18 protein-coding genes and 2 pseudogenes are annotated in these 18,819 nt (G+C 63.1%); 18 read left to right on the top strand and 2 right to left on the bottom strand.

Translation table 11 applies throughout. The features are described 5' to 3' along the window. Positions 1-214: 214 nt before the first annotated feature. Positions 215-793 carry an IclR family transcriptional regulator domain-containing protein gene (locus tag I2H38_RS09655; RefSeq protein WP_196271628.1) on the bottom strand — a complete coding sequence of 193 codons (579 nt, stop codon included), beginning with the start codon at positions 791-793 and terminating at the stop codon, positions 215-217. 21 nt (positions 794-814) lie between these two features. On the opposite strand from I2H38_RS09655, the pseudogene I2H38_RS09650 reads away from it, so the two are divergent. Together I2H38_RS09650 and I2H38_RS09645 are read left to right on the top strand one after the other, a co-directional pair. Then, a pseudogene (locus I2H38_RS09650) lies at positions 815-1,014 on the top strand (CoA-transferase); the annotation flags it as partial. A gap of 21 nt (positions 1,015-1,035) precedes the next feature. Continuing rightward, the gene (locus tag I2H38_RS09645; RefSeq protein ID WP_196271627.1) at positions 1,036-2,100 is read left to right on the top strand and encodes a 3-carboxy-cis,cis-muconate cycloisomerase; all 1,065 of its coding nucleotides are present in this window, start codon (positions 1,036-1,038) and stop codon (positions 2,098-2,100) included. A gap of 10 nt (positions 2,101-2,110) precedes the next feature. On the opposite strand, the gene I2H38_RS09640 is transcribed toward I2H38_RS09645, so the two are convergent. Continuing rightward, a complete protein-coding gene (locus I2H38_RS09640) occupies positions 2,111-2,314 on the bottom strand; it encodes a helix-turn-helix domain-containing protein (protein WP_196271626.1) in 204 nt (67 codons plus the stop codon). 3 nt (positions 2,315-2,317) lie between these two features. On the opposite strand from I2H38_RS09640, the pseudogene I2H38_RS20950 reads away from it, so the two are divergent. The 16 genes and pseudogenes from I2H38_RS20950 to I2H38_RS09565 all read left to right on the top strand — a co-directional run. After that, positions 2,318-2,546, top strand: a pseudogene (locus tag I2H38_RS20950) (4-hydroxybenzoate 3-monooxygenase); the annotation flags it as partial. Positions 2,547-2,722: 176 nt separating this feature from the next. Beyond that, positions 2,723-3,523, top strand: coding sequence for a hypothetical protein (locus I2H38_RS09635; protein ID WP_196271625.1), 801 nt, complete (start codon positions 2,723-2,725; stop codon positions 3,521-3,523). Positions 3,524-3,598: 75 nt separating this feature from the next. Beyond that, entirely contained in the window at positions 3,599-4,846 is a 1,248-nt protein-coding gene (locus tag I2H38_RS09630) for an extracellular solute-binding protein (protein WP_196271624.1), read from the top strand. Positions 4,847-4,903: 57 nt separating this feature from the next. Beyond that, positions 4,904-5,836 (top strand): carbohydrate ABC transporter permease, encoded by a 933-nt coding sequence (locus I2H38_RS09625; RefSeq protein WP_196271623.1) that lies wholly within the window; start codon positions 4,904-4,906, stop codon positions 5,834-5,836. Then, positions 5,833-6,702 (top strand): carbohydrate ABC transporter permease, encoded by an 870-nt coding sequence (locus tag I2H38_RS09620; RefSeq protein ID WP_229426628.1) that lies wholly within the window; start codon positions 5,833-5,835, stop codon positions 6,700-6,702. Before I2H38_RS09625 ends, I2H38_RS09620 begins: the two co-directional genes overlap by 4 nt. 8 nt (positions 6,703-6,710) lie before the next feature. Beyond that, positions 6,711-7,394: an N-acetylmannosamine-6-phosphate 2-epimerase gene (locus tag I2H38_RS09615; RefSeq protein WP_229426627.1), complete on the top strand. Its 684-nt coding sequence runs from the start codon at positions 6,711-6,713 to the stop codon at positions 7,392-7,394. Between the two features lie 74 nt (positions 7,395-7,468). Next, positions 7,469-8,539 carry an ABC transporter ATP-binding protein gene (locus I2H38_RS09610; protein WP_196271622.1) on the top strand — a complete coding sequence of 357 codons (1,071 nt, stop codon included), beginning with the start codon at positions 7,469-7,471 and terminating at the stop codon, positions 8,537-8,539. A gap of 88 nt (positions 8,540-8,627) precedes the next feature. Then, on the top strand, positions 8,628-9,575 hold the full coding sequence (msrP, locus tag I2H38_RS09605; protein ID WP_196271621.1) for a protein-methionine-sulfoxide reductase catalytic subunit MsrP: 948 nt from the start codon (positions 8,628-8,630) through the stop codon (positions 9,573-9,575). Further along, positions 9,575-10,219 carry a protein-methionine-sulfoxide reductase heme-binding subunit MsrQ gene (gene msrQ / locus I2H38_RS09600; protein ID WP_196271620.1) on the top strand — a complete coding sequence of 215 codons (645 nt, stop codon included), beginning with the start codon at positions 9,575-9,577 and terminating at the stop codon, positions 10,217-10,219. Before msrP ends, msrQ begins: the two co-directional genes overlap by 1 nt. Before the next feature lie 66 nt (positions 10,220-10,285). Further along, entirely contained in the window at positions 10,286-11,101 is an 816-nt protein-coding gene (gene modA, locus I2H38_RS09595; RefSeq protein WP_407664052.1) for a molybdate ABC transporter substrate-binding protein, read from the top strand. Continuing rightward, positions 11,098-11,793 (top strand): molybdate ABC transporter permease subunit, encoded by a 696-nt coding sequence (gene modB / locus I2H38_RS09590; RefSeq protein ID WP_324617372.1) that lies wholly within the window; start codon positions 11,098-11,100, stop codon positions 11,791-11,793. Before modA ends, modB begins: the two co-directional genes overlap by 4 nt. Next, positions 11,793-12,902 carry a molybdenum ABC transporter ATP-binding protein gene (modC, locus tag I2H38_RS09585; protein WP_196271669.1) on the top strand — a complete coding sequence of 370 codons (1,110 nt, stop codon included), beginning with the start codon at positions 11,793-11,795 and terminating at the stop codon, positions 12,900-12,902. The genes modB and modC overlap by 1 nt, the downstream gene beginning before the upstream one ends. Positions 12,903-12,980: 78 nt before the next feature. Beyond that, positions 12,981-14,246, top strand: coding sequence for an aminopeptidase (locus I2H38_RS09580; RefSeq protein WP_196271619.1), 1,266 nt, complete (start codon positions 12,981-12,983; stop codon positions 14,244-14,246). Between the two features lie 172 nt (positions 14,247-14,418). Then, entirely contained in the window at positions 14,419-16,302 is a 1,884-nt protein-coding gene (locus I2H38_RS09575; protein WP_196271618.1) for an ABC transporter ATP-binding protein, read from the top strand. Positions 16,303-16,326: 24 nt separating this feature from the next. Next, complete coding sequence (locus tag I2H38_RS09570) at positions 16,327-17,853, top strand: ABC transporter substrate-binding protein (RefSeq protein WP_196271617.1); 1,527 nt, start codon at positions 16,327-16,329, stop codon at positions 17,851-17,853. A gap of 39 nt (positions 17,854-17,892) precedes the next feature. Continuing rightward, positions 17,893-18,816 (top strand): ABC transporter permease, encoded by a 924-nt coding sequence (locus I2H38_RS09565; protein WP_196271616.1) that lies wholly within the window; start codon positions 17,893-17,895, stop codon positions 18,814-18,816. Positions 18,817-18,819: the final 3 nt, after the last annotated feature.

The following is an 18,819-nucleotide window of genomic DNA, read 5'->3' as shown; positions in this document are numbered from 1 at the left end:
GAACAAGGGGCGATACTACGTGAAAAGGAGGGTTCCACCCGGCAAGAGCCCAGCGGCCTGGGCGCAGACTGGGTGCTCCCCAAGGGCAAGTCAAGCGGGTCGCCCCCCCATTCCAAACGACGATTTTCGAAAAGTTTGCTCACGCGGCTCTGTGGTGAATATCGCTGCGGTCTTGCTGGCAAAACGGCAATCGAAACGCCCCAGGGCGCTGCGCTCAGAAAGTGTAGCGCAGTGCGTCGCTTGCCCCCTGCAAGAGCGGGAGGAAGCGCTGTTCCATCTCCGTGATGGGAACGCGGGCCGCCTGCGCGCTGATGTTGAGTGCGATGACGACCCGCCCATCTTTCTGGATCAACGGCAGGGCGATGGAGCGCAGGCCGAACTCCAGCTCCTCGTTGATGAGAGCAAAGCCCTTTGCGCGCACGACATCGAGGGCCTCCCGCAGTTCGGGCTTGCGGATGATGGTCTTCGGCGTGCGCGGCTCCAGTTTGACGCGGCGCAGATAGGCCTCGATCTCCTCGGGCGACTGATAGGCGAGGATGGCTCGGCCGAGGGATGTGCAGTGGGCGGGCAGGCGGCTTCCGACGCCAAGGCCGATCGACATGATGCGGCGCGTCGCCGAGCGCGCGACGTAAACGATGTCGTCTCCATCGAGGAGCGCCGCCGAACTCGACTCTCCCGTCTGCTCTGAAATGCGCTCCAGGAAGGGCTGCAGGCGGCCCGAGAGGGACGTCGAGCAAAGATAGGCGTAGCCGAGGCGGAGAATGCGTGTGCAGGGATTGTGAAAAATGACCATGTCCGGTTCCCCCCCACCGAGATGATGACCATTGCTGCGCGCGCGCTCTCTCCAACGACGATGTGTGCTTCGTCGGCATCGGCGCGCCGTCGGCCGCCTGCAACGTCGCGCGGCTGACCCACGCGCCTGACATCACGCTGATCTACGAGAGCGGCACGGCCAAGAAGCGGGCGCTCGCCACCATGTGCATCGGCGTCGGGCAGGGCATTTCCATTGCTCTTGAACGCGTTTAAGTTTTGCCGATGACCTCGCCAACGCTTCCGTTCCCGCTGCTCCAGGCCCTCGTCGGCGACGAGGAGATGGCCGCGTTGTTCTCCAACGAGGCCGAACTTGCCGCCATGCTGCGAACGGAGGTGGCGCTCGCCGAGGCCGAGGCGGAAATCGGGCTGATCGAGGATGAGGCGGCCTATCGGATCTCCGAGGCCTGCCGTGCCTTCCAGCCGGATTGGAACGGGCTCGCCAAGGGGTTGGCCCATGATGGCGTGATCGTTCCGGAGTTCGTGAAGCAGTTGCGCGCCGCCGTGGGCGAGCCACACGCGAGGTCAGTGCATCTGGGCGCGTCGAGCCAGGACATCACCGATACCGGTCTGATCCTGCGCCTGAAAGATGCGACGGCGCTGCTTTTCCAGCGGATCGAGGAGCTCACCCGTGTTCTCCTCGATTTGAAAGAGCGCGACGGCTCCGCCCGGCTCATGGCCCATACGCGGATGCAACAGGCGCTGCCCTTCACCGCCGCGCACAAGATCGATACCTGGCTCCAGCCTTTGGAGCGGCACGAGGAAGTCTTGCGCGAGCTCGCGCCGCGCCTGCTCGTCATCCAGCTCGGCGGTCCCATCGGCACGCGCGGCGAGTTGAAGGACCATGGCGATGCGGTGGCCGATGCCCTGGCGGAGCGTCTCGATCTCGGGTTCGCGCCCTCCTGGCATTCGCAGCGCGACCGGATCGGCGAGTTCGCCTCCTGGCTCTCGCTTCTCACCGGCACGCTCGGCAAGATCGGGCAGGATATTGCCCTGATGGCGCAGAACGAGGTGGGCGAGGTCCGTCTCGCGACGGTCGGCGGCTCGTCAGCCATGCCGCACAAATCCAATCCCGTCCCGGCGGAAGTGCTGGTGACGCTGGGACGGTTCAATGCGGGGCTGCTCGGCACGCTCCATCAGGCGCTCGTGCACGAGAACGAACGCTCGGGCGCGGCCTGGACGCTTGAATGGCTGGTTCTGCCGCAAATGGTCGTGGCAGCGGGCGCAGGCCTCAGCAAGGCTCATGCGCTCCTGCAAGGTCTCACCTTTCAGTCCTCTGTTTTGCGCTGAGCGGAGACTCTCAAGCCATCGAAATCTTCTGCAAAGCCCGGAAGCCGAGCGGCGACATTCCCGTCTTCTGCTTGAAGAAGCGCGTGAAGCAGGACGGGTCGTCGAACGCGAGCGCGAGGGCGGTCTCCTTCGCGCTCAGGGAGGTGAAGGTCAGGTAACGTTTGGCCTCGAGAATGATGCGCTGGTGAATGACACCGAGAGCGGTATCGCCCAAGTGTTCCCGGCAGATCGCTCCGCAGCCGGGATCGACGGCTATTCCGCCCGCGTCCTGTCCCGGGTCTGGAAGGCCGAGTGATTCTCCTGGTGGATGACATCGATCCTCCATACCTTCCCGGACACGGATGCTTTCGGCCGCAAGATGCAGCGGACGGAGTTCGACTATCTGGTCAGCTCAAGGGGCGGCCGCCCGGTCGATGGCGGAAAACTATACGGGGCTTCCGATCTGAGAGTTTTTGCCTGTCTGTCCTGCTGCTCAAGTGGGGTGCAAAAAGCCTGTAAGACCAGTATGGACAGGAGGCGACCAATATGAGACCAGTTAGGTGTGAACGAAACTGGCCCATATCCGCGCTTCCGATCCTTGTATCGGCAATCCTTGCCCGGCTCTCGCGTGAACGAGGACGGGGTGGGGTTGCTTGGCCGCCGCGCATGGATCGTCGATGGCGCGACGGGAATGTCGGCCGAGCGTGTGACTCCCGGGGCGAGCGATGCGGCCTGGCTCGCCGGAGAGATCGGCGAGAGGATCCAAGGACTCGCGGCGTCGGATAGGGCCGCTGAGGCCGTTTTCGGGGATCTGGAAACGGAGATCAGCCGCGTCTTCGCCCAGGCGGCGGCTCACGCAAGCCCTGCGAACGACGATCATGCTCCCTCCGCCTGCCTCGGCTTCGTCGGCATCCGTCCCGGTGCGGAGAGTGGCGGCCTCGTCGTCGAGGGTGCTTTCCTCGGCGATGTGGTGGCGCTCGTTCCGACCGATCAGGGCGTCGTCCGGTGGACGGATGAGCGGGCGAAGCCCTTCGAGAAACGGACCCTGGCGGCTCTCGGGACCGGAGAGCGCGAGCCCGGCCGGGTTCCGGAGGCGGTTCGACGCCAGATTCTGGAAAACCGCACCAAACTCAATCAGCCAGACGGATACTGGGTCGTGAACCCCCGCCGGTCCTGGGCCGGACGGGAATTGCGGTTCGAGGCATCCCTGTCGCCGGACCAGCCCATCGTGCTGGCGACCGACGGATTCATGCGGCTCGTCGACGTGTTTGGGGCCTATTCCGACGCCTCCCTTCATGCTGCCCTGGCGCAGGGCAGGGGGGATCGATTGATGCAGGAGTTGCGGGACCTGGAGCTGGGCGACCCGATGGCGGACGCCTATCCTCGTGTTAAAACTCACGACGACGCGACGGTTCTCGTGATCGCGGCCGAGCCATACGGCTGAAAGGATTCCGAGGGGCGCATCCGGCTGGGGTGCCCTTCGGTGGGAGGAAGGACTTCAACGATGAGGGAACTCAACATGAAACTGACGAGACGCATTCTGATGGGCGCCGCCGTGGGCGGTTACATTCTTTCAGCTGGGGCCGCCATGGCCAAGACCGAGCTGACCTTCTGGAGCTGGCGCCAGGAAGACAAGGCTTTCTACCAGGACGTCATCAAGAAGTTCGAGGCGAAAGAGCCCGAAATCTCGGTGAAGTTCGAGACCTACGCGCCCGAAAACTACCAGACCATTCTGTCCACGGCGCTCGCCGCCGGTCGCGGCCCGGACGTGATCCAGGTTCGCGCCTACGGCAACCTCGAGAGCATCGCGACGCCGGGCTACCTGCTGGCGCTCGACAAGCAGGCCGTGCCGGAGCTGGCGAACTTCCCCGATTCCGCTTTGGCTGCTGAAACGCTGCGCGCGGACGGCAAGGTCTATGCGGTGCCCTTCGCGACCCAGACCATGCTGGTCGTCTACAACAAGAAGATCTTCAAGGATGCGGGCGTGAACCCGCCGCAGACCTGGGATGAACTTGTTGCCCTGACCCAGGCTCTGAAGGCCAAGAACATCACGCCCTTCGCCAACGGCACGGCAACCGCCTGGCAGAACGAGACCATCGTCGCTGCTCTGCTCAGCTCCCAGCTCGGCAAGCAGTTCGAGGATGACATCGTTTCGGGCAAGGCGAACTTCACCGATCCGCGTTTCGTCAACGCGCTCGCCAAACTGAAGGACATCAGCACCAATTTCGCGCCGAACTTCACGGGCGTCGATTACGCCTCGTCGCAGCAGCTCTTCGTGGCCGGTCGCGCCGCGATGTTCGCGGGCGGCTCCTTCGAGGTGGCGAACTTCAAGGGTCAGAACCCGAGCCTCGACCTCGGCGTGTTCGCGTCCCCCGTCGCGAAGGCGGGTGATGAGCGTCTCATCGCGCGCTACTACGACGGCGGTTATGCGGTGAACGCCAAGACCGACAAGAAGGATGCGGCGCTGAAATTCGTCCGTTTCCTCGCGACGCCGGACTACGGCACGGCCTTCACCAACACGCTGAAGAATCTGTCGCCGATCAAGGGCATCAAGATCGAAGACGCGATCACCCAGGACGTCGCGAAACTCGCGGACAATTCCATGTCCTACCTGATGCTGGTGCGCTTCCGCTATCAGGAGCCGAGCGGATCGGTGCTGCTCCAGTCGAACGTGCAGAAGTTGCTCGCCGGTCAGCAGACCCCCGAGCAGGCCGCTGCCGAAATCAACAAGGGCATCGCGACCTACTACAAGCCGTTCCAGAAGTAAGCCTTGGATGGATGGCGGCGGACTTCGAGTCCGCCGCCATTTTTGAAAGTTCAGCCCATGCCCGTCTCGCCCAAACAGGCCCGCACGCTGAAGCACCGGAGCTGGGTGGCGTTTCTCGTCGTCCCGCCCATCGTCTTCATGTCGCTGTTCGTGGTCTATCCGATCCTCTCCGCCTTCGCTTACGCCTTCTATGAATGGCGCGGGCTGGCGCGCGGTGAATTCGTGGGGCTGGCGAATTTCAAGGAGGTGCTGTTTGGCGCCACCATGGGCCCCGTGGTGTGGAATGCCTTTCTCCACAACGTCTATGCGCTCATCGCGCTCATGATCATCCAGAATGGCGGCGGGTTCCTGCTCGCATGGCTGCTCTATAAGGAGCCGTTCGGCTTCCGCTTCCATCGGGTCGCGGTTTTCGTGCCGGTGGTGCTCTCGACCATTATCGTCGGCTTCCTCTGGAAGCTGTTTCTCAATCCGAATTTCGGGCTCGTGAACCAGGCGCTCTATTCCGTCGGTCTCGACGCCTTGGCCAAACCCTGGCTCGGGGATGCATCGACCGCGCTCGGCGCGCTCATCCTCGCCAATGCTTGGCACTTCGTCGGCTTCCCGACGCTGGTCTATCTCGCGGGCATGCAGCGCATTCCTTCCGAGATTATCGAGGCCGCGCGGCTTGACGGCACGAGCGAGTGGCAATTGCTCAAAAATGTCGTGTGGCCGCTGGTCGCGCCAAGCACGACCATTCTCTTCACGCTACTCTTCATCGGCGCGTTCAACTGGTTCGAGATTCCGTATGTGATGGTCGGCCTCGACGGCTCGCCTTATGGCACGACCGATGTGCTCGGCCTCGTGTTCTACCGTACGGCCTTTGGCAATCAGAGCGCCAGCATCCAGAATTTCGGCCAGGGCTCGGCGCTCGCGACGGTTCTGTTTCTCTTCATCGTGGTGTTCGCATCGATGCTCACCCTGTGGCTGCGCCGTCGGGAGATCCAGTTTTGACCATCGCATTCGCGCCTTCCGCCGTCTCCGCTCAGTCCGATACGTCGCGGTCCATCTCCTTCGCGTTCCTGGCTCAGATCATTCTGATCCTGAATTCGTTCATCATGCTCTATCCCGTCGTGGTCATGGTCTTCTCGGCCTTCAAATCGACCGGCGAGATCTTCGAGCATCCCTTTGCGATTCCCGATTTCACCCAGGTCCAGAATTTCGCCCGCGTGCTCGGCGAAACCTCGATGCCGACCTACTTTCTCAACTCCATCGTTGTCACGGGAGCCTCGATCCTTCTGATCCTGGTGCTCGGCACCATGGCCGGTTACGCGGTGGCGCGATACGAATCCCGCACGAACACGTTCATTCTGTTGTTCTTCCTCGCGGGGCTGATGCTGCCGCTGAAGCTTGCGGTCATCCCACTCTTCATCCTGCTGCGCGATCTGGGTCTGCTGGACAGCCGGTGGAGCCTGATCGTCACCTATACGGCCATCGGCTTGCCTTCCGCCGTGTTCATCATGGCGGGCTTCCTGCGCTCGCTGCCGTCCGAGCTTGAGGACGCGGCGCGCATCGACGGCGCGTCGGAGCCGCGCATCATGTGGTCGGTCATGCTGCCTTTGGCGCGCCCGCCCATGGCGATCGCTGCCATCCAGAACGCGGTGCCGATCTGGAACGACTTCTTCTTTCCGCTGGTCTTCATCCAGACCGATTCCGCCAAGACCCTGCCGCAGGGCCTGACATCTTTCATGGGTGAATACACCACCGATTGGGGCATGCTGTTTGCCGGCCTCACCATCGCGGCGGCTCCGATCACGCTTTTGTACATCGCGTTGTCACGCCAGTTCATCCAGGGCATGACCGCAGGCGCGGTGAAATAGGGGACTTAATGATGCTGATCCCGAAGGGCGCGCTGGTCGTCTCCTGCCAGGCCCGCGCCGATAACCCGCTGCACGGCCCCATCTTCATGTCCGCCATGGCCCGCGCGGCAGCCGCTGGCGGCGCGCAAGGCTTTCGCGCCAATGGCGCGGAGGATGTCGCTGCGATCCGCGCCATCTCGACGCTGCCGATCATCGGGATCTCGAAGGTGTGGGACGACCGCTTCCCGGTCTACATCACGCCGGATTTCGACAGCGCCTCGCGCATCGCTGCAGCGGGCGCCGACATCATCGCGCTCGACGCTACGCCACGTCCGCGCAATGGCGAGCCGGTCGACAGGTTGATCGCGCGCATCCGCAATGAACTGAAGCGCGAAGTCTTCGCAGACGTTTCCACCCTGGAAGAGGGCAAGGCTGCAAGCGCCCATGGCGCGAGCTACATCGCCACCACGCTTTCAGGTTATACCGACGAGACGGCGGCGACGAAGGCCGACGGGCCGGATCTGGATCTTCTCTCCGCGCTGGTTGCTGCCGTATCGACCCCCGTCATCGCCGAAGGGCGCTTCGACACGCCGGATCTGGTGGCGGCGGCGTTCGAGCGTGGCGCCCATGCGGTGGTTGTCGGTACCGCGATCACCAATCCTCGCGAAATCACCAAAAAATTCGTTCACGCCACGCAGCGTCGCGCAGTTTAAGAGTTTTGTTCTGCCGCATTTTCTTCCGCAAAACCGGCATCCACTTTTGCGGAAAATGCTAACCGGAGATTGTCATGGCGAATGTATCGATCCGCGACGTCAGGAAGTCGTTCGGGCCTGTGTCGATCATCAAGGGCGTCAATGTCGATATCGAGGACGGCGAGTTCGTCATTCTCGTCGGCCCGTCCGGCTGCGGAAAGTCCACGCTGCTGCGCATGATCGCGGGGCTTGAGGACATTTCCGGCGGCGAAATCCGCATCGGCCCACGGGTGGTCAACGACGTGCCGCCGAAAGACCGCGACATCGCCATGGTGTTCCAGAGCTACGCACTCTATCCACATATGACGGTGGCCGAGAACATGGCTTTCTCGCTCAAGCTCAAGGGCACGCCGCAAGCGGAGCAGAAGAAGCGTGTGGCTGATGCGGCGGCTTCGCTCGGCCTGACGCCGCTGCTCGACCGGTATCCGCGCCAGCTTTCCGGCGGCCAGCGCCAGCGCGTCGCCATGGGCCGCGCCATCGTGCGCGATCCACAGGTCTTCTTGTTCGACGAGCCGCTCTCGAACCTCGACGCCAAGCTGCGCGTGGCCATGCGCGCCGAAATCAAGGAACTGCATCAGCGTTTGAAGACCACGACGGTTTATGTGACGCACGATCAGATCGAAGCCATGACGATGGCCGACAAGATCGTGGTGATGCATGACGGCGTGGTGGAGCAGATCGGCGCGCCGCTCGAACTCTATGACCGTCCGGCCAACCGCTTCGTGGCCGGCTTCATTGGCTCGCCTTCCATGAACTTCATCGACGGGTACTTGGACGCGGGTGGTCTCGCCTTGCCGAGCGGCACGGTTTTGCCGCTGGATGTGCGCCCCGCCATTTCGGCAGGAACGAAGCTGACCTACGGCATCCGCCCCGAACATCTTCAACTCGCCGCGGTCGGAACCCCGGGCGCCATTCCCGCAACCGTGTCGGTCATCGAGCCGACGGGGGCGGATACGACGCTGATCGCGAAGGCGGAAGGCGGCAATGTGACAGTGGTGCTGCGGGAACGCTTCCACCTCAAGCCGGGCGAGGCCATCGCTCTCAAACCCGCCTCCAGCCAAGCGCATCTCTTTGACGATGCCGGAGTGCGCGTCGCCTCGACCTGAGGTGAGGAGCGGCAATAACGCAAACGTGAGATCGCGTCTTGCTTTCTCGGGTGTACCCATTTCACATGGGTACAAACGAGGTGCCACCGTGCTGATCCGCCGCCCGACCGACATTCCCGCCTCCGAGATTACGCCTCGGGAGCTTTATCTCAACCGCCGGCAGATGATGGCTGGAGCAGCCGGCCTTGTACTCGCTGCCGGATCAGCGAAGGGAATCATGGCCGCGCCCTTGTCGGCGGCCAAGAGCCCGCTCTCCGCCACCGATGAAAAGCTGACGAGCCTCGAGGACGTCACCCACTACAACAACTATTACGAGTTCGGCGTCGACAAGACCGCGCCTGCGGCCCACGCCCATACGCTCAAGACCTCGCCCTGGACGGTGAAAGTCGATGGCCTCGTCGCCAAGCCGGCCGAGTATGCGGTCGAAGACCTGATCAAGAACTCGGCTTTGGAAGAGCGGATCTATCGCATGCGCTGCGTGGAGGGCTGGTCCATGGTCATCCCGTGGGTCGGGTTCCCCCTGGCGGACCTCATCAAGCGCGTGGAGCCGCAGGGCAGCGCCAAGTATGTGGCCTTCGAGACGGTCTATCGCCCGCCGGAGATGCCGGGCCAGCAATCGGCCTTTCCGGTTCTGGAGTGGCCCTACGTCGAGGGCTTGCGACTGGACGAGGCCATGCATCCGCTCACGATCCTCGCCGTCGGCCTGTATGGAGAGACGCTGCCGAACCAGAACGGCGCGCCGATCCGGCTTGTCGTGCCGTGGAAATACGGGTTCAAGGGCATCAAGTCGATCACGCGCATCAGCTTCGTCGAGAAGCAGCCGGCCACCTCGTGGAATCTGCAAGCGCCTGACGAATATGGCTTCTATGCCAACGTGAACCCGGATGTGGACCATCCGCGCTGGAGCCAGAAGACCGAACGGCGGATCGGTGAGGGAGGCCTGTTCGTGAAGCGGCGGCCGACGCTGCCCTTCAACGGCTATGGCGAGCAGGTGGCGCAACTTTATTCCGGCATGGACCTGCGGAAGTTCTACTGATGGCGGGCCAAGCTTCCGCTCAAGGGGCAAAACGAGGCTTCGCCTTGCCCCAGGTGCCGAAGATCGCGATCTATATCGTCGGCTTCATCCCGGCGGTTTTGCTGTTCTATCTCGGCGTCACCAACCAGCTCGGCGCAGACCCCATGCGCTATCTGGAACAGGCGCTCGGCCTGTGGGCGCTCCGCTTCCTGATCGCCACGCTGACGATCTCCCCCTTGCGGCAGATCTTCAACATCAATCTGCTGCGCTATCGCCGCGCCATTGGCCTCCTGACCTTTTATTATGCGGCCCTGCATCTTTTGACTTATCTCGTGCTCGACCAGGGGCTCGATTTCGAGGCGATCTGGGCCGACATCGTCAAGCGGCCCTACATCACTGTCGGCATGGCGACGTTTCTTGTTCTCGTCCCGCTCGCGGTCACCTCGAACAATGTGTCGATCCGGCGTCTTGGCGGCCAAGCTTGGGCGCGGCTTCATCGCCTCGTCTATTTCGCCGCCATCGGCGCGGCGGTGCATTTTCTGATGGTGGTGAAATCCTGGCCGCCGGAACCCATGGTCTACGCGGCGATCGTCACCTCCCTGCTCGGCTATCGGCTCGTCCGCTCCCTCATCAGGAAGATTGTTCCCAAACGACGCGCCGCTTGAAGATGGGCGGGCCTCCGTTAGGATGTCATTCATGGCGGTGAAGGTCCGCCGTGATGGGAGAATGTCATGCATCGGGTCGGGCGCTGTTGGGTTCAAACGATCCGCGCCATGTTTTTGGGGTTGGCTCTCGCCGGCGTTTGCATGACATCCGGCGCTTATGCGCAAAGCAAGGATGTGGTGGTGTTCGCCGCCGCCAGCCTGAAGAACGCGCTCGATGACATCAATGCCGCCTGGGAGAAGGAAACCGGCAAGAAGGCGGTGGTTTCCTATGCGGCAAGCAACGCGCTCGCCAAGCAGATCGAGGCCGGGGCTCCCGCCGATCTGTTCTTCTCTGCCGATCTCGATTGGATGGACTATGTCGCCTCCAAGAATCTGATCCAGACGGAGAGCCGCTCGAACCTTCTCGGCAATTCCATTGTGCTCGTTGCGCCCAAGGATTCGACAGTGCAGGTTTCCATCGAGCGAGGTTTCGATCTGGCCGCGGCATTGGGATCGGGGCGTCTCGCCATGGGCAACGTGGATGCGGTCCCTGCCGGCAAATACGGTAAAGCCGCGCTGGAGAAGCTCGGCGCGTGGAACGGTGTGAAAGACAAGGTCGCCCAAGCCGAGAGCGTCCGCGCTGCGCTCGTGCTCGTGTCGCGCGGCGAGGCCCCGCTCGGGATCGTCTACCGCACCGATGCCGCCTCCGATCCGAGTGTGAAGATCGTCGGCACGTTTCCAGCCGAGAGCCATCCGCCGATCATCTATCCCGTGGCGCTCCTGAAGGCGTCGGCCAATCCCGACGCGCAGGCCTTCCTGACCTACATGCGCTCGACCAAGGCGAGGTCTCTCTTCGAGAAGCAGGGCTTCACATTCATGGATAAGCCGGTATCCGGTTCGTGATCGATTGGCTTTCCCCGGAGGAGTGGACGGCAGTCCGCCTCAGCCTCAAGGTCGCCCTGACGGCGATGGCGGCGAGCCTCATTCCGGGCATCGCCATAGCGCTTATTCTGGAGCGCGGTCGTTTCTGGGGGCGGCAGGCGCTTGATGTGATCGTGCATCTGCCCCTCGTTCTGCCGCCGGTGGTCGTGGGCTATTTCCTGTTGCTTGGCTTCGGTAAACGCGGGCCCATCGGCGCGTTTCTCGCCGAGCATTTCGACATTGTGTTTTCGTTTCGCTGGACCGGCGCGGCGCTTGCTTGCGCGATCATGGGCTTTCCCTTGCTTGTGCGCGCCATTCGGTTGTCCATCGAGGCGGTCGACCGCAAGCTGGAGGATGCGGCCGGAACGCTTGGCGCCAATCGCGTCTGGGTCTTTCTCGTCGTGACGTTGCCGCTGATCCTGCCCGGTATCATCGCCGGAATGGTCCTGTCCTTCGCCAAGGCCATGGGCGAGTTCGGCGCGACCATCACCTTCGTGTCGAACATTCCCGGTGAGACCCAGACCCTGCCATCCGCCATCTACACTTTCACGCAAATTCCGGGCGGGGAGGGCGGCGCGATGCGCCTGACGCTCGTGTCGATTGCGATTTCCGTGGCCGCCCTCTGGATGTCCGAGTGGATGGCGCGTCGGGTCCGGCGGAGGTTCCTGGCCTGATGGCGCTCGATCTCGATATCCGGCATCGGCAGGGGGCGTTCCTTCTCGATGCGCGCATCCGATCCGACGGCCGGCTGACGGCTCTTTTCGGTCAATCGGGCGCGGGCAAGACCACGCTCGTCAACGCCATCGGCGGCCTCATCCGCCCGTCGCAAGGGCGGATCGTGGTGAATGGGCGGGTCCTCGTCGACACGGAGCGCGGCATCTTCGTGCCGAAACACAAACGGCGGATTGGTTATATCTTCCAGGAGGGGCGTCTCTTCCCGCATCTGAACGTGCGGCAAAACCTGCTTTTCGGGCGCTGGTTCACGCCGAGACGGGACCGCGCGACGGATTTCGAGGCGATGGTCGGTCTTCTCGGGATTGGGCATCTGCTCGATCGGAAACCGTCGACTTTGTCGGGCGGCGAGAAGCAGCGCGTGGCGATTGGACGGGCGCTGCTGGCCGATCCGCAACTCCTTCTCATGGACGAACCGCTGGCCTCGCTCGACGAAGCGAGGAAGGCCGAGATCTATCCTTATATCGAGAGGCTGAGGGACGAGGGCGGCGTTCCGATCGTTCTCGTCAGCCATTCCGTCGCGGAGATCGCACGGCTCGCGACGTCCATCGTTGTCATCGCCGATGGCCGCGTGACGGCTTCGGGACCGGCGGAGGAGATCCTCCGGCACACGAACCTCTTCCCGCAATCCGGCCCGGCAGAGGCGGGCGCTCTGATCGAGACGCGCGTGCTGCGGCACGAGGATGCGTTCGGCCTGACAATCCTGCAGGCGAAGGCCGGCCCGCTGACGGTTCCGCGCCTCGATCTCGCGCCCGGCGCCCCCATGCGCGTGCGCCTTCGCGCCCGCGACATCATCCTGTCCCTGCGCCCGCCGGAGGGCCTGAGCGCGCTTAATGTGTTGCCGGGAACAATTTCCTCCATCGACGAACCAGACGGGGCGAGCGTCGACGTGACGCTCGATTGCGGCGGCGACAGCCTCGTGGCCCGCGTGACGCGCAAATCCGTGGAGCGTCTGGCCTTGCGGCCGGGGCTGGCGATCCATGCCATCATCAAGAGCATCGCCTTCGACCGGGAGGCGCTGGGTCGTGCGCCGGTCACCACGGATGTGTGAGGCCAATCCCGCGAGGGTTGCACCTTGCGTCGGGGCGTGTAGCCTGCCTCGCAACATTCTGCTTCGAGAGAGATGACGATGAACGAGCAAGTCCGAAACGCCTCCGCCGCCGCGTCCCATGACGTGTTGCTCGACCGGATGGCGGAAGTCGCCGTGCGGGTCGGGCTGGGGGTGAAGCCGGGCCAGGAAGTTGTCATGACCGCGCCGCTCGAAGCGGTGGCGCTGGCCCGCCGGATCACCGAGCAGGCCTACAAGGCCGGCGCGTCGCTGGTCACGACACTCTTCTCCGACGAAGAAGCGACGCTCATGCGCTATCGCCACGCGCGCGATGAAAGCTTCGATGCCGCATCCGCCTGGCTCTACGAGGGCATGGCGACAGCCTTCAAAAGCGGCGCGGCACGCCTTGCCATCGTGGGAGAGGACCCCTCGCTGCTCGCCAAGGAAGACCCGGAAAAGGTCTCCCGCGCCAACCGGGCCCGCTCCAAGGCCTATCAGCCGGCGCTCAACCTGATCGCGGGCTTCGACACCAACTGGACCATCGTTTCCGCCGCGACGCCGGCCTGGGCCAAGGCGGTGTTTCCGGACGATCCGGAGGATGTCGCGGTCGCCAAGCTGTGGAACGCCATTTTCGCCGCATCGCGGGCGGATGTGGCCGACCCGATCGGGGCCTGGGGCATCCATAACCGGAGCCTGCGCGCCCGCACCCGGATGCTGAACGCCAAGAATTACGCCGCCCTGCATTTCCGTGGCCCCGGCACGGACCTGCGGGTCGGACTGGCGGATGGGCATGAATGGGCGGGCGGTTCCACCACGGCGAAGAACGGCGTCGTCTGCAACGCCAATATTCCGACGGAGGAGGTCTTCACGACCCCGCACAAGGACCGGGTGGATGGCTATGTGACCAGCACCAAGCCACTTTCCTATCAGGGCACCTTGATCCAGGACATTCAGGTGAAGTTCGAGGGCGGCCGGATCGTCGAGGGCAAAGCCCGGACCGGCGAGGCGGTGCTCAACAAGGTTTTGGAGACGGACGAGGGCGCGCGTCGCCTTGGTGAGGTGGCGCTGGTGCCGTATTCCTCGCCGATCTCGAAGAGCGGCCTTCTGTTCTACAACACCCTGTTCGACGAAAATGCTTCGAGCCACATCGCGCTCGGGCAGGCTTACAGCAAGTGTCTCGTGAATGGCGGGTCCATGAGCGAGGAGGAGCTTGCCTCCCGCGGCGCCAACAAGAGCCTCATCCATATCGATTGGATGATTGGATCGGACAAGGTGGATGTGGATGGCATCTCGGCGGATGGGAAGGCCGAACCGCTCATGCGCGGCGGCGAGTGGGTTGCGCCGTAACGAAACGTCGCTGCCGACTTGGATTGCCGCTCAGCATTCCGGCCTGTAAGTCACGGCAAAGCGCGATCAGGGCTTGACGAGCGAGCCTGGTCGCGGTGTTTTGTGACAGGTATTAAAGAGGTACTGTTGTGACATTATGTTGGAGCAGTGCCTCGCTATGAGCGATGGATTGATGTCTGAGCACACAGCCAAAATCGGATCGGCGAATGAGCCGCTCCTGTCGGTGCGTTCCCTTTCGGTTGAATTCCGTACGGATCAGGGCGCCTTCCGGGCGGTGAAGGATGTCAGCTTCGACGTCCAGCCGGGAAAGACGCTCGCCGTGGTGGGTGAATCGGGCTCGGGCAAATCCGTCACGTCCCTCGCGATCATGCGGCTCACTGACTACACGGGCGGGCGCATCGCCGGGGGCGAGGTGCTGTTCCGGCCCAAGGGCGGCGAGGCGATCGACCTCGTGAAGGCGTCGGACGACACGCTCCGGGGAATTCGCGGCAAAGACATCGCGATGATCTTCCAGGAGCCGATGACCTCGCTCAACCCCGTCTTCACCATCGGCAATCAGATCGGCGAGACGCTGGCCCTGCATGAGGGTCTGAACACGCGTGACTCCCGTTTGCGGGCGAAGGAGCTGTTGCAGAAGGTGCGACTGCCCGACGCGGACAAGCTCCTCGATCGGTATCCGCACCAGCTCTCCGGCGGTATGCGCCAGCGCGTGATGATCGCCATGGCGCTGGCGTGCAATCCGAAACTGCTCATCGCCGACGAGCCGACGACCGCGCTCGACGTGACGATCCAGGCGCAGATCCTCAACATCATTCGCGATCTTCAGCAGGAGATGGGCACTGCCGTCATCTTCATCACCCACGACATGGGCGTGGTCGCCGAAATGGCCGACGACGTGGTGGTGATGTGGAAGGGCGACAAGGTCGAGCAGGCGCCTGTGCGCGAGATCTTCGCCGCGCCGAAGCATCCCTATACCCGCGCCCTCCTCTCCGCCGTGCCGCGCCTCGGCAGCCTGAAGGGGCAGCCGCTCCCGAAGCGCAGCCCCGTCATGGTGATGGATGGCGGCGAGCCTCGCCAAGTCGGCGAGACCCATGTGCAGAACACCGCCAACTACACCAAGCCCATTCTGCAGGTGGACAAGCTGACCACCCGCTTCGATGTGGGCAAGACATTCTTCGGCCGCGTGACGCACCGCGTTCACGCCGTTGAAGAGGTCAGCTTCGACATCTATCCGGGCGAGACCCTGGCGCTGGTCGGTGAATCCGGTAGCGGCAAATCCACCATCGGGCGCACGCTCCAGCAACTCATCGAGCCGACCGGCGGCACGGTGCGCTTTGATGGGCGCGACATGAACGCCATGAGCCATGGCGAGCGGCGGCGTCTGCGCCAGCAGATCCAGTATATCTTCCAGGACCCGTTCGCCTCGCTCGATCCGCGCCATACGGTCGGCTACAGCATTGCCGAGCCCATCGTGGTGCACGGCCTCATCAAGGACCGCAAGGCCATCGACAAGCGCGTGCAGGAATTGCTGGAGCAGGTCGGCCTGCAGCCGCAGCATGCCAAACGCTACCCGCACGAGTTCTCCGGCGGCCAGCGCCAGCGCGTCTGCATCGCGCGTGCGCTGGCGAGCGATCCCAAGCTGATCATCGCCGATGAATCGGTCTCCGCGCTCGACGTGTCGATCCAGGCGCAGATCGTCAATCTGTTGATGGAGCTGCAGGAGCGCCGGGGGCTATCCTATCTCTTCATCACCCACGACATGGCGGTGGTGGAGAAGATCAGCCATCGCGTCGCGGTGATGTATCTCGGTCAGATCGTCGAGATCGGCACACGTCAGGCGGTGTTCGAGAATCCGCAGCATTCCTACACGCGCAAGCTGCTTTCCGCGGTGCCGATCGCGGACCCGCAGCGCGAGCGCGCGAAGACACGCATCGAAGGCGAGATTCCGAGCCCGGTGCGCCCGGTCGGGAAAGAGCCCGCCATTCATCGCATGCACGAGGTCGAGCCCGGGCATTGGGTCGCGCTTGAGGCCGACACCATGCGCGGCGCGGCATAAAACTCAAAAGAGGGGACTGAAAACATGACGTTTTCGAAATTCTTGACCGCACTCGGCTTCACGGCCGCCGCACTTGCGGCGCCGATGGCGGCTCCGAGCGCGCAAGCCGCCGGTACTTTGACCGTCGGCCTGACCATCGATCCCGGCAGCTGGGACCCGATCGACACCTTCCTGGTGCCGTGGGCGTCCGCCGCAACGAACATCTATGACGGCCTGACCTCGCGCGGGCCGGACATGAAGCTGCAACCCGGCCTCGCCACGAGCTGGGAACTTCTCGACAACAATGCCCGCATCCGTTTCAAGCTGCGCCAGAATGTGAAGTTCCACAATGGCGAGCCCTTCAATGCGGCGGCGGTGAAGTTCACCTTCGATCGCCTGCTCGGCGATGAAGGCAAGAAGGGACCGCAGCAATCGAACTACAACTCCATCGATCACGTGGAGATCGTCGACGACAACACGGTCGATTTCGTGATGAAGCAGCCCGATCCGGTGCTTCTCACCAAGCTCGCCGGATATGGCGCGATGATCGTGCCGCCGAAATACATCCAGGAAAAGGGCGACGAGTATTTCAATACTCATCCCGTCGGTACCGGTCCCTTCAAGTTCGCCGAGTACAATCCGAAGGTTAACCTGACGCTCGAAGCCTTCCCCGAGCATTGGGGCGGTGCGCCGAAGCTCGACAAGGTCGTCTACCGCATGATCGCGGAAGCGAACACGCAGATCGCCGAATTGCAGGCGGGCCGCATCGACATCGCCACGCTCATTCCGTTCGGTCTCACTCCGACGGTGCAGCAGGCGTCCAACCTCCAGCTGGTCAGCATCACGGGCCCGACGGTCGTCGCGCTGCGCCTGAATACCCGCGACGGCATCACCAAGGATCTGAACGTCCGCAAGGCGCTCAACATGGCGGTCGACCGTGAGGCGATCATCAAGGCGGTGCTGCTCGGCCACGCGAAGCCCATCGCGAGCTTCCAGTCCGAACTGTCCTTCGGCTACGATCCGAACCTGAAGCCGGTGCCTTTCGACCTCGCCAAGGCCAAGCAGATGCTTCAGGCGGCGGGTGTCCAGCCGGGCGCTGCCATCAAGATCGACTTCCGCGGTAACGACGCGACGTTCCGCGAAGTCGCGCAGGCTGCGGCGGGCTACTTCCAGGCGCTCGGCCTGAAGCCCTCGGTTCAGCCCTATGAGGCGCCGGTTCTTCTCAACGACATCATCCCGAACGGGAAGACGGGCGAGGCCTGGCACAATAGCTGGGGCGGCTGGACCTTCGACTACGACAACACCGCCTACCTGATGTACCATTCCGGCGAGAAGTGGAATCCCTACGGCAACGATCCGAAGCTCAATGCGCTTCTGGAGAAGCAGCGCACGATCTACGACGTGAAGGAACGCGAGAAGATCCTGCAGGAGGTTTCCCGCTACGTCGCCGATGAGGCGCTCGAAATCCCGCTCTACAATCAGAACACGATTCTGGGCGTGAACAAGCGCGTGAAGAACTTCGTCGCTCCGGCCGATATGCGCTTCCGCTTCACCGACGTGTCGGTGGACTGATCGCACGCATCGAACAACAATAAGAAACAGGATCACGAAATGGCGGGTTTCATCCTCAAGCGGCTGTTTCAGGCCGTCTTCGTGGTCCTGGCTGTCACCCTGATCGTCTCTTTCGCGGTCAGGTTGTCGGGCGATCCTGCAATCATGCTGACCGGTGGCGCTGGTGGCGTCACCGAGCAGGATCTGCAGAATATCCGCAAGGCGCTCGGCCTCGAGCGGTCGTTCTTCGCCCAGTATTTCAGCTTCCTCCAGGGCATTCTGGTGGGCGATTTCGGGCGCAGCTTCATGGGCGGAACGCCCGTGGCGAAACTCATCGGCCAGGCGCTCCCCGCGACGCTGCTTCTCGCCTTCGCGTCGCTTCTGACATCGATTGCTATTTCGGTTCCGCTCGGCGTCTACGCGGCGGTGAAGCGCGGACGCTGGCCGGATCAGCTCATCCGCATCCTGTCGCTTGTCGGCCTGTCATTCCCGAATTTCTGGCTTGCGATCATGATGGTGCTGTTCTTCTCCATCACCCTCGGCCTTCTGCCGCCCAGCGGCATGGAGGGACCGCAGAGCTTCGTGATGCCCGCGCTCACCATGGCGATTATCCTGACCGCGACGAATGTCAGGCTCGTGCGCACCTCGATGCTGGAAACGCTCTCGCAGCAATACATCATGGTGGCCCGCTCGAAAGGCCTGAAGGATTGGGTGGTGCTCTACAAGCATGCGCTGCGCAATTCCGCCATTCCGCTCGTGACCTATATCGGCCTCCAGTTCGGCGGCCTGATCGGCAGCATTGTCATCGTGGAACGGGTGTTCAACTGGCCCGGCATGGGCACGCTGGCCTTCGACGCCATTTCGGCGCGCGACTACCCTGTGCTTCAAGGCTCCATAACGGTGCTGGCGCTTTTCATCGTCTTCATCAACATCGCGGTCGATATCGCCTATGGGCTCGTCGATCCCCGCATCCGGACGGAGTGAGGC

The organism is Microvirga alba (genome assembly GCF_015694465.1).
In the GTDB taxonomy this organism is placed as follows: domain Bacteria; phylum Pseudomonadota; class Alphaproteobacteria; order Rhizobiales; family Beijerinckiaceae; genus Microvirga; species Microvirga alba.
The sequence above is the reverse complement of the archived record's forward strand: the minus strand, read 5'-3'. Positions and strand labels throughout refer to the sequence as shown.

What these genes read in the sequence shown, in the direction of transcription:
- I2H38_RS09655 (WP_196271628.1), bottom strand. Translation starts at nt 793, where the DNA reads ATGGTCATTTTTCACAATCCCTGCACACGCATTCTCCGCCTCGGCTAC.
- I2H38_RS09645 (WP_196271627.1), top strand. Translation starts at nt 1,036, where the DNA reads ATGACCTCGCCAACGCTTCCGTTCCCGCTGCTCCAGGCCCTCGTCGGC.
- I2H38_RS09630 (WP_196271624.1), top strand. Translation starts at nt 3,599, where the DNA reads ATGAAACTGACGAGACGCATTCTGATGGGCGCCGCCGTGGGCGGTTAC.
- I2H38_RS09625 (WP_196271623.1), top strand. Translation starts at nt 4,904, where the DNA reads ATGCCCGTCTCGCCCAAACAGGCCCGCACGCTGAAGCACCGGAGCTGG.
- I2H38_RS09615 (WP_229426627.1), top strand. Translation starts at nt 6,711, where the DNA reads ATGATGCTGATCCCGAAGGGCGCGCTGGTCGTCTCCTGCCAGGCCCGC.
- I2H38_RS09610 (WP_196271622.1), top strand. Translation starts at nt 7,469, where the DNA reads ATGGCGAATGTATCGATCCGCGACGTCAGGAAGTCGTTCGGGCCTGTG.
- msrQ (WP_196271620.1), top strand. Translation starts at nt 9,575, where the DNA reads ATGGCGGGCCAAGCTTCCGCTCAAGGGGCAAAACGAGGCTTCGCCTTG.
- modA (WP_407664052.1), top strand. Translation starts at nt 10,286, where the DNA reads ATGCATCGGGTCGGGCGCTGTTGGGTTCAAACGATCCGCGCCATGTTT.
- modC (WP_196271669.1), top strand. Translation starts at nt 11,793, where the DNA reads ATGGCGCTCGATCTCGATATCCGGCATCGGCAGGGGGCGTTCCTTCTC.
- I2H38_RS09580 (WP_196271619.1), top strand. Translation starts at nt 12,981, where the DNA reads ATGAACGAGCAAGTCCGAAACGCCTCCGCCGCCGCGTCCCATGACGTG.
- I2H38_RS09575 (WP_196271618.1), top strand. Translation starts at nt 14,419, where the DNA reads ATGTCTGAGCACACAGCCAAAATCGGATCGGCGAATGAGCCGCTCCTG.
- I2H38_RS09570 (WP_196271617.1), top strand. Translation starts at nt 16,327, where the DNA reads ATGACGTTTTCGAAATTCTTGACCGCACTCGGCTTCACGGCCGCCGCA.
- I2H38_RS09565 (WP_196271616.1), top strand. Translation starts at nt 17,893, where the DNA reads ATGGCGGGTTTCATCCTCAAGCGGCTGTTTCAGGCCGTCTTCGTGGTC.